The sequence below is a fragment of the Rhodospirillaceae bacterium genome (assembly GCA_002728255.1).
Classification (GTDB): domain Bacteria; phylum Pseudomonadota; class Alphaproteobacteria; order UBA7887; family UBA7887.
Genome location: PBWV01000048.1, coordinates 1 through 10,924, shown reverse-complemented (window position 1 = coordinate 10,924; position 10,924 = coordinate 1). Strand labels below are relative to the sequence as shown.

Sequence of the window (10,924 nt, the reverse complement as noted above, 5' to 3'; positions counted from 1 at the left end):
CAATCAAAAAGGCTCTTCTTCCCTCTGGCGTAATTATCACCCAACTTAATGGTGCCAAAGCTGGGCAAACTGTTTTTCATTATCATATGCACATAATTCCAGTTTACGAAAAAGCGCCCTTCCAGCCACATGCAAATGATCTTGAAGATCCAGAAATCCTCGCATCAACGGCGGAGTCAATTAAACAAACGCTATTATAACGATGAATATTATGGAATTTATTAACAGTTACCCTCTCCTCGTTGGCGGGACTATAACTGTTTTTTTGGCGGCGGTTTTCAATGAGCTAAAAATAAAAGAGTCAAATATTTGTGGTTTAACTCCAGCAGAGGTGGTCAAGCTTATAAACAATAATGCGGTAATTTATGACTTAAGAGACCCAAAAGACTTTGAAAAGCGGCATATACTAAATGCTGTTAATGTTGCTCAAGACGATCTTATGGGAAACCCGCCCAAAAAAAAGACCGCTATGGTGCTTGTTTGTGATGGTGGCGGTTTAAGCAAAAAAACAAGTCTGTCTTTAAGGAAAAAAAACCTTGATAATGTTTTTTATATTAAGGGCGGACAACTAGAGTGGGAAAACAACTCGCTGCCCTGTGAAACTAAAAACAAGGAGTGATCATGTCGGATACTAAGGAAGAAAGGCTGGTTTCATTACAAACTTTATATATAAAAGACGTGTCCTTCGAGGCACCCAATAGTCCTGGTGTGTTTTTAGAAGACGCGATTTCACCAGAAACAAAGATTAACCTAGCAAACACCCACGATAAAATAGGTGATGACTCATATGATGTTTGCCTTAAGATTAGGGTTGAATCAACATACGACGATAAAACCATCTTCATAGCAGAAGTAGAGCAGGCCGGTGTTTTTGTCATCAAAGGTTATACGGAAGATGAGATAAAGGGCCTTATTGCGGTATTTTGTCCGAACACCCTATTTCCATACATAAGAGAACTCGTTTCATCATTGGTAACCAAGGCTGGGTTTCCTGCTTTGTTGCTTCAGCCAATAAATTTTGATGCCCTATACGCTCAAGCATTAGAGGAAACCGAACAAAAAACAAAAAACTAGAATGAGCGGCTCTTTTTTGGTTTTCGGTGCGGGTGCTTGGGGAACAGCTTTATCTATACAGCTGGTAAAGTCTGGCAACAACGTTGTTCTCAGCTCTTTTGACAAGGAGAACCTTTGCCAAATAAGAAAAGACCGAGAAAACAAAAAATACTTACCGGGTTTCAAGCTACCAAAGGTGGTTGGCGTTGAACCTTTTTCTGAAAAGCTTTTGACAAATACAGACTCTATTGTTGTTTGTGTCAAAAGCCCATATTTTAAACGTGCCTTGTTGCTTCTAAAAAACAACGTTGGCGATAATAACCTGGTCTGGGCAACAAAAGGCTTTGATCCTGACAATGGGGGTCTTTTGTCTTCTATGGTTACTAGTGTGGTCGGAACAAAAACAAAGACAGCGATTCTCTCAGGCCCAACCTTTGCTGAGGAGCTAGCGATTGGCAAACCGGCTGCAATAACATTGGCGACGAATACAATAGATAACCCTTTATTGCTGGCAGAGTCCATGTCTAATGAGTCTTTAAGAGTTTATCTTTCACCCGATCCGGTTGGGGTTCAACTTGGTGGTGGCTTAAAAAATATTGTGGCTATCGCTGCGGGCATTAGTGATGGCCTTGAGATGGGCGCAAACGCAAAGGCAGCATTGGTGACAAGAGCCCTTGACGAAATAAGTTCGCTTGGACTGCTTTTTGGGGCATCTGAAAAAACCTTTATGGGCCTCTCTGGGATGGGCGATGTTATGCTTAGCTCTTATGATGACAAATCTAGAAACAGGCAGCTCGGTCTAGCCATAGGTGGCGGCCTCTCATTTAATGATGCGGTTGCACTTCAGAAGGGTACTCCCGAGGGTGCAAACGCCATAAAAACACTCGTTGAGAACGGGGTTGTTAATGACCAGCAACCCGTTTTGCACTCTGTTTATGAGGTCCTCTATTCAGGTACAAAATCAAACACCATTGCCAAAGAACTAATGCGTCGCCCAATCAAAAATGAGGACTTACGTTAGGCCTGGGTACTCTAGCTGTCTAAGCGCCTCGTAAAGCACGATAGAAACAGTGTTTGCAAGATTAATGCTTCTTGATCCTTCGGCCATTGGAACCCTAAGCACACCTAAGCACTCCTCTGAAGATAGCGCATTCTGCGGAAGTCCCTGTGTTTCGCTGCCAAAAAGAAAAACGTCGCTTTGCTTGAATTTTATAGTGTTAAATAGCGTTTTACCTTTTGTTGAAATGGCGTAATACCCCCTTCCAGAAAAATGGTCATTCATTTCTATGATGTTGTTGTGGTGTTTTATTTTCGTGAATTCCTCGTAATCTAAATATGCTCTTCTTAAGCTTTTTTTTGTCATCGTAAATCCTAGGGGGTGAACCAAATGAAGGCTGGTGTTCGTGTTTGCACAAAGTCTAATAATATTGCCTGTGTTTGGTGGAATTTCTGGCTGATGTAGTACAATATGCGGCATAAACCTAGTATGGTTAGTAAAAGTACAATTTCAACAGAATTTTTAGGGCTAGAGATGGTCTCACCTATAATTTTGCTCTCTGGCTGTGTGGGGTTTGGAGACGAGTACAGTAGACTAGAGGGTTTTTCAAACAGTCATGTTGGCGGCGTCATTCTCAAAGGAACCACATTAGAGCCAAGGCTGGGTAACGAGCCTCATCGAGTCATAGAAACTCCGTCTGGTATGCTCAACTCAATTGGTTTGCAAAACCCTGGAGCAAAAGCGGTTGTCCAGACAATCCTGCCTAACCTAGACCCCCTTGAAACACACTATATAGCTAATGTTTCGGGTTCCACCATTGAAGAATATGTGGAGGTTTGTAGAGTGTTTGATGACTCGCTGGTTGCTGCTATAGAGTTAAATATTTCATGTCCGAATGTAAAAAAGGGTGGTATGGAGTTTGGCAATGACCCAGAAATGTCGGCGCAAGTAGTTGAGGCCTGCAGAAAGGTGACCTCAAAACCAATTATTACAAAGCTGTCGCCCAACCAGGCTGACATACAGCTCAACGCAAAACTATGTATCGATGCCGGAACCGATGCCCTAGCTGTCATCAACACAATCAGTGGTTTAGCCATAGACATAAACAAAAAAGAATTGGTCTTGGGAAACCGTGCTGGAGGGCTTTCTGGGCCTGCAATAAAACCAATAGCGCTTAAGAAGGTTTATGATGTGTACCAGGTTTCAAAAAAATACAGCGTGCCAATTATGGGACAAGGCGGCATATCATCGGCTGAGGACGCAATTGAGTTTATTTTGGCTGGAGCCTCAACCATTGGTATTGGAACCGCTTTGTTTTTTGATCCGCTAATTTGCAACAAAATTAACCAAGGTCTTGAAGAATACCTAAGCTCAAGCGGGCTAAGTAGTGTTGATGCTCTAGTGGGCGGTTTAGCCTAGTTCTGGCACTTTAATAACTAGCCCATTTCTTTTTTTTGCCCTTGGTAGTTTATGTGCGCCACCCAAAAAGGGCCCCTTGGGGCCCTTATATGCTTAGTCGGTTAGTGTTCCAACAATGTGGGCTATTATTCTATAGGGGTCAGCGTTTGATGCTGGCCTCCTGTCTTCCAAATAACCGTTCCAGTTGTTGTCGACCGTGTATATGGGTATTCTAATGCTTGCGCCCCTGTCGCTAACACCGTATGAAAAGGTATCAATGCTTTGGGTTTCATGGTTACCTGTAAGCCTCATATCATTGTCAGAGCCATAGTTCGCTATTCCCTCTTTGTGAACTGCGCCTAGCTTTTCACACAAGCCATTCATTAACTCCTCGGTGCCAGAATCTCTCATTTGGCCGTTGGAGAAATTAGTGTGCATGCCCGATCCATTCCAATCGCCTTGTTGGGGTTTGGGGTGGATGTTAACAGAAACGCCGTACTCTTCTGCGATTAGGTGAAGAAGGTATCGGCTTACCCAGAGATCGTCAGCAGCTTTTAGGCCTTTTCCAAAACACTGATACTCCCACTGACCAAGAGCTACTTCTGCGTTGGTTCCTGTGATCGTAATGCCAGCATCTAAACAGGCGTCCATGTGTGCCTCTGAAACTTCTCTTGCCTGAACATTGCCAGACCCAACACCACAATAGTAGTCACCTTGGGGTCGAGGTGTCCCGTCTTCCCAGCCTAAGATTGTTCCGTCCTCAGGGTTTGTAAAAAAGTACTCCTGTTCAAAGCCAAACCACCAGTCGTCTGATAACAAATCAATACAAGCACTTCTGGTGTTGGATGGGTGTGGTGATTTGTCAGGTGAAAGAACCTCGCACATAACCAGACTATCTGATGACCTTGGTCCGTTGTACTCGTTAACGGGTTTTAAGATACAGTCCGAGCTTCCGCCTTCTGCCTGTTGTGTGGATGAACCATCAAAAGACCAGTCGGGGGGGCTCCCGTCTGTAACTTTGACCTTGCTTCTAAGCGAGGGCTCAGGTTGAAACCCGTCCAACCATATATATTCTAGTTTTTTCATGTTGCTCCTTTTGTTAATTAAACGTAAGTTAAATTTTTTGCTGGGCAATAGAAGATCTAATTATGAGATAAACGACTCCGTTTCTTCAGCTTCCGCTTACTTGCGTCTCACAATCGGTTTTAGAAACCAAAAGTAGTTTTGCGCGTTGTAGGAAATACACCAAGCACTAGATATAATACTTCGGAAGGTCGGTTGAATCAATTATAGTTTTTTGTTCGTCCTTCTGTGCTATAAACAGAAAAGAAAGCTATAATCAAGAAGCGTAAGTAAAGAGGTAATTGTATTGGCTGCAAACAACATGGATGAGCTTGTTTCTCTTTGTAAAAGACGAGGGTTTGTCTTTCAGTCAAACGAAATTTATGGGGGGATGCAAGGGCTCTATGACTATGGTCCATTAGGTGTTGAACTCAAAAATAACCTTAAGGCTGCGTGGTGGTCATCAATGGTTTACGATAGAGACGATGTAGAGGGCTTAGATGCCTCAATATTGAGCAAGCCCTCTGTCTTAAAGTACTCCGGTCACGAAGAGACCTTTACTGATCCATTGGTGGACTGTAAAAAGTGTAAGGGTCGCTGGAGAGCTGATCACATCGAAGATGAATCGTGTCCTGGTTGCGGGTCATCAAACCTAACAGAGCCAAGGCCATTTAATTTGATGTTTAAAACCGGTGTTGGTCCAGTGGATGACGGGGAAAGTTTTGCATATCTTAGGCCGGAAACAGCTCAACAGATTTTTGTTAACTTTAAGAACGTGCTTGATTCAACCTCTAAGTCAATGCCGTTTGGAATAGCTCAAATTGGAAAAGCCTTCAGAAACGAGGTAACCCCAAGAAACTTTATCTTTAGGACCAGGGAGTTTGAGCAGATGGAGCTTGAGTTCTTTGTTGAGAGAGGTACAGACGAGAAGTGGCACGATTATTGGGTGAATAAACGCCTTAGCTGGTGGTGCGAACAGGGCATTCCAGAAGGTCGGTTAAAGCTGCTTGATGTCCCAAAAGAAGACCTTTCTCATTACTCAAAAAAGACTGTAGATATAATGTATGCCTTTCCGCATGGTGAAGAAGAGCTTGAAGGTATTGCGAACAGGTCAGATTTTGACTTAGGCTCACATACAAAAAACCAGGCTGATTTAGATATTCAAGCAAAGGTTGCTGAAAACATGGATTCAACGGCTAAGCTCGCAATCCAAAACAGCAAAGATAAAACTTGGGAGGTTCCTTATGTAATAGAACCCTCAGCTGGTCTTGATAGGGGGTTTCTTGCGGTGCTTAATGAAGCATACAAAAAAGAGTCTTTAGACGGCGATAATGAAAGGTTGGTTTTATCGTTGGCGCCGCACCTTTCTCCTATTAAAGCAGCAATAATACCCCTTAAAAAGAACAACGAAAGTCTTGTTGCACTAGCAAAAAAAATAAGGCGATCTTTGCAATCTCTTCGGTTAGGAAGGGTGGTTCTTGAAAACAGCGGTAACATCGGAAAAAACTATAGAAGACATGATGAGGTTGGAACACCCGTTTGTATTACCGTTGACTTTGACAGCCTTGATAACGAGACGGTAACCGTAAGAGATCGAGACACCATGAAACAAGAAACAATACCGATTAGCAAGCTAGAAAACAGGCTTTGTAGCACGGTTTCTAAATAGATCGCATAAGCCTGTGTCTCTCATAGCACTATATTTAAGGTCTATTACTTATACGATTGTCCTTTTTATAAGCTTTATAATATTATGCTCAATTGCTCTGTTGCCCTCCCCCATAATTAGCGAAGCTAGAAGGTGGAGAATTGCTGTTCTTTGGTCTGAAATTAATATTTTCTCGCTTAAAAAGATTTGCGGCCTTGATTATGTCATAAAAGGTGAAGAAAACATCCCGACTGATAGGTGTGTTATATATTTTAAACACTCTTCTGTAATGGAAGCATTTATAGGCTTAAAGCATTTTAGTCCTGCTTCCTGGGTAGCTAAATACGAGCTTATGTATGCTCCTTTGTTTAGGGGTGCAATTAAACGCTTTGGTTTAATACCGGTGAAAAGAGGCATGGGGGGAACAGAGGTTAGCAAGGTTGTCAACATTGGAAAACAGAGATTATTGGAAAACAAATGGATAATAATTTTTCCTGAGGGTACCAGGATGCCCTACAGACAAACAAAAAAGTATGGTTTGTCTGGAGCTATTCTTGCTAAGGGGGCCGGGGTAGATGTTTTGCCTATTTCTCATAATTCAGGGAAATTTTGGAAAAGAAGGGGTATTTTAAAGCGCCCCGGAAAAATCATTTTTAGTATTGGAACCCCAATACAAACAAAAGGCAAAAGCATTGACGAGATAAACAAAGAGGCACAAAACTGGATTGAGGCTGAAATTAGGTCATTCGAAAATCATTAGCGACAAAGGTTGTTTCTTTACTAATTTGGCTGATTTCTGGAGAAAATATGTTGTTTTCTATCGCTTAAATGTCAAGATTTGAGACATTTAGGGCGTTTTCTTCAATAAACTGTCTTCTCGGTGCTACCTCGTCTCCCATTAACGTGGCAAAAGCAAGCTTAGCCTCTTCTTCGTCATCAACGTTAACCTGAACTAAAGAACGAGAACTGGGGTTGAGAGTAGTGTCCCAAAGCTGAGACGGGTTCATTTCACCGAGACCCTTATACCTTTGGATGTTTTGTCCTTTTTTTGAGTTGTCTAAAATGTGGTCTAGGCATTCTGTGATTGTAGCAAAGTTAGTGGTCCCTTCTCCGTTAACCAGTGAAACCTTTTTTGGAAAATCCTTTTTATACTTTTGATATGCGGTGAATACCTTATATTCTGGCGATTTTAAAAATGTTACAGGAAGCCTTTTTTCAGAAGAGGTGCCATTAACCCCATCAACTATTGATATGAATGGTATGCCATCTTCGTCGTTATTCAGCTTAATATCGATCTCATTGTCGTTTTCTTTTGCTATTTTCTTAGCTGCTCTAGAGAAACCTTTAACCCAAAGATCGAGTTTCTTCTTATTATTAGCATCGGTTTTTGTTATCAGCTTATGCTCACAAATAGCTTTGGCTGCGTTGTGGCCAATTTGCTTAGATAGTTTTTGAATGAGGTTTGTGGTTTCAATCTGTTGCATCAAAATATTAAATAGTCCGTCGCCCTCAAGAGCTTTCTTTTTTCCTGTTTGTAGCAACTTAAGACCAGTAATAGCATTACTAATTATTAGATTATTGAGTTCCTCATCGCTATTAACGTATTGTTCTTTTTTGCCTCTCTTAACCTTATATAAAGGTGGTTGCGCAATATAAACATGGCCTTCATCTACTAGATCATAAAGTTGATTAAAGAAGAAGGTCAGTAGCAGTGTCCGTATATGAGATCCGTCTACGTCAGCATCTGTCATTATGATGACTTTATGATATCTAAGGTTTTCAATATCAAATTCATCGTCAATGCCACACCCCAGTGCTGTTATAAGAGTCCCTATTTCAGCAGAAGAAAATATTTTGTCTTTCTTGGCCTTTTCAACATTAAGTATTTTGCCCTTTAATGGAAGTATGGCTTGTGTCTTTCTGTCTCTTCCTTGTTTAGCTGAACCCCCGGCTGAGTCTCCCTCAACAAGGAATATTTCACTAAATTCAGCCCTCTTTTCTTGGCAATCAGCTAGTTTACCTGGCAAACCCGTCATTGAGAGAGCGCCCTTCCTTGTCATTTCTCTTGCTTTTCTTGCGGCCTCTCTTGCTCTTGCTGAATCTAAAATTTTTTGAATAATAATCTTAGCTTCTACCGGGTTTTCCATTAAAAACTCTTTAAGGTGCTTGTTAACAATAGACTCCACAACACCCTTTACTTCTGAAGAGACGAGTTTGTCTTTTGTCTGAGAAGAGAATTTCGGGTCGGGGTGCTTAACAGAAATAATCGCGGTCATTCCTTCTCGACAGTCATCGCCAGTAACCGCGGTTTCATTTTTAAACTCTTTGTCAATATATGAATTAATGGTTCTTGTTAATGCGCCTCTGTATCCTGCTAAGTGGGTACCTCCGTCTTTTTGTCTAATTGTATTGGCAAAACAATACATGTTTTCCCTATATGCCTCATTCCACTGAATTGCAATTTCCACATTGATGTCTTTTAGTGTCTTCTCAATGTGTATAACGCTTTCATGGATGGGCTTTTGGAGGTTATTTAAATGAGAGACAAAAGCCTTAATTCCACCCTCAAAGAAAAATGATTCTTTTTTGTCAGCTCGCTCATCCGAGAGATTAATGGTCAGGCCTGAATTTAAGAAAGAGAGCTCTCTGAGTCTTTTTGCAAGAATCTCAAAACTATATTTAGTATTGGTGAATGTTTTTGGGCTTGGCTTAAAGCTTATGGTTGTTCCGCTTTTATCTGATTTGTCTCCCTTTTTAAGTGCACCGCTTGGTTTACCATGTGTATAGTCTTGGAGATACACATATCCATTTTTGTGTATCCTCAGGTTAAGCGACTCTGAAAGCGCATTAACAACCGAAACACCAACACCATGAAGCCCCCCAGAAACTTTATAAGAATCGTCATCGAACTTACCCCCTGCATGTAAAACAGTCATAATTACTTCAGCCGCTGACTTTTTCTCCCCCTTGTGTTTATCTACGGGTATCCCTCTACCATCATCTTTTACAGTAATTGAGTCGTCCTGATGAATTATCACATCAATATTCGAACAATGGCCAGCAAGGGCTTCGTCTACAGAGTTGTCAACAACCTCAAAAACCATATGATGCAGGCCTGTGCCATCATCAGTGTCGCCAATATACATTCCTGGACGCTTTCTAACAGCGTCAAGTCCTTTTAAGACTTTAATGTTTGATGAATCGTAATTTTTAGCTTTGTCTTTTTTGGTTTTAGCCATGTCTATGTTTCTAGTTTGAAACGCCTAAATTATATCAGATTATACTCTTTATTTTTGTCTGGCTGTTAATATATTGCCGGCAAATAGTTTGGCTATGCTGTGGTGTGGCAATGATGTTATAAGTAATTGATTATTAAGGCTTTTTAACACACCAATAAGTCTTTTTGTTGAATCTGAGTCTAACCCTGATTCTGCTTCATCAATTATTAAAATTGAGCTACAGTTTTTGCGCTTTTCTACCGCTAAGTTTAGACCCAGCATAAAAGATATGGACGCTAGCTTTTCCTGACCATGAGAGAAGTAGCCTTTTGCTTTTCTGTCTTGAGACATTATTTTAAAGTCTTCTCTTTGGGGGCCTGTTGAGGTCCTTTTTAGCGCCAAATCCTTCTTTATGTTTTTTTTAAGGCTTTCTAAATAGCTGTCTTCTTTCCACCCCCTTTCATACGTTATGCTCATTGTTTCGCCCAAAAGCTCCTTAGATACTGTTGCGACCTCTTCTTTGCACTCTTCAATTAAGCTGGTTCTAGCTTTGCTAATGCTTTCTCCCAGCTCAGCCAGTGTCTCGTCCCATGATTCTATGCTTCTTATGCTAAGTCCCTTTGAGATCGCCCTGTTCCTTTGCGTCAAACACTTGTTTAGTTTTTTGTGGTTTGTTACGTGCTGGGGTTCCACGTGGAACACCGCTCTATCTAACAGGTCTCTTCTGTACTTGGGCTGGCCCGAAGATGTCTGTATAACATTTGTATCAATAAGGCAGAGCGGGAAGGTTTTGTGTGCTGCCTGCGGGCCCAGTCTTTTTCTGTTTAGCGTGTGTGTCTTTTTGTCGTCAGAAAAGGTGAACTTGACTTCATCCGTGTTGTTCGTGCTGTGTGCCACTGACCCAGAAAGGTTAAAGAAGCTACTTTCCTTGTTTGCGAGCTGCTTTAGCGTTATGCCCTGAAAGGACCTTCCGCTTAAAAGAAGCGCTGCCGCCTCTAGTATAGATGTTTTGCCTGCGCCATTTTTTCCTACAATGTGGTTAACCTGGCCAAGTTCTTCGGCGCTGTCGTTCAGTCCCCTATAATTAATATAGGCAATCTCCTTTAGTAACAAGGACTAGAGCCTCATTGGCATTACGACAAATTTTGATTCTGGGTCAGTGGGATCAGTGATTAGCGCGCTACTGTTTTCATCGTTGAGCCCTAAATTAACAAGCTCACCATCACAAGCAGCGATAGCATCTATGAGGTAGGAAACGTTAAAGCCCACTGATAATGTTTTATTGGTGCTGTCTATGTCTAGAGTTTCGTTACCCTTTTCTTGTTCGGGGTTTTCAGATGATACGGTCAGCTTATTGTCTTCGATGTCAATCCTAACCCCCTTAAACTTTTCATTAGCCAATATTGAAACCCTCTGTAATGCTGGTCTTAGGGTTTCTGCTTTAATGGTAATGTTGATTGTGGTGTCTTCAGGAATAACCCTTTTGTAGTCGGGAAAGCTGCCATCTATAAGCTTGGTTATTAGGTTAACCCGATTAAACTTAAACGT

12 protein-coding genes are annotated in these 10,924 nt (G+C 41.5%); 7 read left to right on the top strand and 5 right to left on the bottom strand.

Annotated features, from left to right (window positions below):
• The 4 genes from CMM32_12125 to CMM32_12110 all read left to right on the top strand — a co-directional run.
• Nucleotides 1-200: HIT family protein (locus CMM32_12125; GenBank protein MBT07637.1), on the top strand; the 200-nt coding region annotated here is incomplete at its 5' end.
• Between the two features lie 2 nt (nucleotides 201-202).
• Nucleotides 203-619: a hypothetical protein gene (locus CMM32_12120; protein MBT07636.1), complete on the top strand. Its 417-nt coding sequence runs from the start codon at nucleotides 203-205 to the stop codon at nucleotides 617-619.
• 2 nt (nucleotides 620-621) lie between these two features.
• Nucleotides 622-1,074 (top strand): protein-export chaperone SecB, encoded by a 453-nt coding sequence (gene secB / locus CMM32_12115; protein ID MBT07635.1) that lies wholly within the window; start codon nucleotides 622-624, stop codon nucleotides 1,072-1,074.
• 1 nt (nucleotide 1,075) lies between these two features.
• The gene (locus CMM32_12110) at nucleotides 1,076-2,074 is read left to right on the top strand and encodes a glycerol-3-phosphate dehydrogenase (GenBank protein ID MBT07634.1); all 999 of its coding nucleotides are present in this window, start codon (nucleotides 1,076-1,078) and stop codon (nucleotides 2,072-2,074) included.
• Here CMM32_12110 and CMM32_12105 read toward each other — a convergent pair.
• Nucleotides 2,066-2,530 (bottom strand): tRNA (uridine(34)/cytosine(34)/5-carboxymethylaminomethyluridine(34)-2'-O)-methyltransferase TrmL, encoded by a 465-nt coding sequence (locus tag CMM32_12105; GenBank protein MBT07633.1) that lies wholly within the window; start codon nucleotides 2,528-2,530, stop codon nucleotides 2,066-2,068. The genes CMM32_12110 and CMM32_12105 overlap by 9 nt on opposite strands.
• 9 nt (nucleotides 2,531-2,539) lie before the next feature.
• Between CMM32_12105 and CMM32_12100 the strand changes: the two genes are divergently transcribed.
• Nucleotides 2,540-3,469: a dihydroorotate dehydrogenase B catalytic subunit gene (locus CMM32_12100; GenBank protein ID MBT07632.1), complete on the top strand. Its 930-nt coding sequence runs from the start codon at nucleotides 2,540-2,542 to the stop codon at nucleotides 3,467-3,469.
• A gap of 93 nt (nucleotides 3,470-3,562) precedes the next feature.
• Here the strand turns inward: CMM32_12100 and CMM32_12095 are convergent, their stop codons facing one another.
• On the bottom strand, nucleotides 3,563-4,534 hold the full coding sequence (locus CMM32_12095) for a glutamine synthetase (protein ID MBT07631.1): 972 nt from the start codon (nucleotides 4,532-4,534) through the stop codon (nucleotides 3,563-3,565).
• Nucleotides 4,535-4,817: 283 nt separating this feature from the next.
• Between CMM32_12095 and CMM32_12090 the strand changes: the two genes are divergently transcribed.
• Nucleotides 4,818-6,179 carry a glycine--tRNA ligase gene (locus CMM32_12090; protein ID MBT07630.1) on the top strand — a complete coding sequence of 454 codons (1,362 nt, stop codon included), beginning with the start codon at nucleotides 4,818-4,820 and terminating at the stop codon, nucleotides 6,177-6,179.
• Between the two features lie 13 nt (nucleotides 6,180-6,192).
• A complete protein-coding gene (locus CMM32_12085) occupies nucleotides 6,193-6,918 on the top strand; it encodes a 1-acyl-sn-glycerol-3-phosphate acyltransferase (GenBank protein ID MBT07629.1) in 726 nt (241 codons plus the stop codon).
• 64 nt (nucleotides 6,919-6,982) lie between these two features.
• Here the strand turns inward: CMM32_12085 and gyrB are convergent, their stop codons facing one another.
• From gyrB to CMM32_12070, 3 genes are all read right to left on the bottom strand, one after another.
• On the bottom strand, nucleotides 6,983-9,397 hold the full coding sequence (gene gyrB, locus CMM32_12080; GenBank protein ID MBT07628.1) for a DNA topoisomerase (ATP-hydrolyzing) subunit B: 2,415 nt from the start codon (nucleotides 9,395-9,397) through the stop codon (nucleotides 6,983-6,985).
• 48 nt (nucleotides 9,398-9,445) lie between these two features.
• Nucleotides 9,446-10,489, bottom strand: a complete 1,044-nt coding sequence (locus CMM32_12075) for a hypothetical protein (GenBank protein ID MBT07627.1) — start codon at nucleotides 10,487-10,489, stop codon at nucleotides 9,446-9,448.
• A gap of 3 nt (nucleotides 10,490-10,492) precedes the next feature.
• A partial coding sequence (locus CMM32_12070) for a DNA polymerase III subunit beta (protein ID MBT07626.1) occupies nucleotides 10,493-10,924 on the bottom strand: 432 nt, incomplete at its 5' end.

What these genes read in the sequence shown, in the direction of transcription:
- gyrB (MBT07628.1), bottom strand. Translation starts at nt 9,397, where the DNA reads ATGGCTAAAACCAAAAAAGACAAAGCTAAAAATTACGATTCATCAAAC.
- secB (MBT07635.1), top strand. Translation starts at nt 622, where the DNA reads ATGTCGGATACTAAGGAAGAAAGGCTGGTTTCATTACAAACTTTATAT.
- CMM32_12095 (MBT07631.1), bottom strand. Translation starts at nt 4,534, where the DNA reads ATGAAAAAACTAGAATATATATGGTTGGACGGGTTTCAACCTGAGCCC.
- CMM32_12100 (MBT07632.1), top strand. Translation starts at nt 2,540, where the DNA reads ATGGTTAGTAAAAGTACAATTTCAACAGAATTTTTAGGGCTAGAGATG.
- CMM32_12105 (MBT07633.1), bottom strand. Translation starts at nt 2,530, where the DNA reads ATGCCGCATATTGTACTACATCAGCCAGAAATTCCACCAAACACAGGC.
- CMM32_12110 (MBT07634.1), top strand. Translation starts at nt 1,076, where the DNA reads ATGAGCGGCTCTTTTTTGGTTTTCGGTGCGGGTGCTTGGGGAACAGCT.
- CMM32_12120 (MBT07636.1), top strand. Translation starts at nt 203, where the DNA reads ATGAATATTATGGAATTTATTAACAGTTACCCTCTCCTCGTTGGCGGG.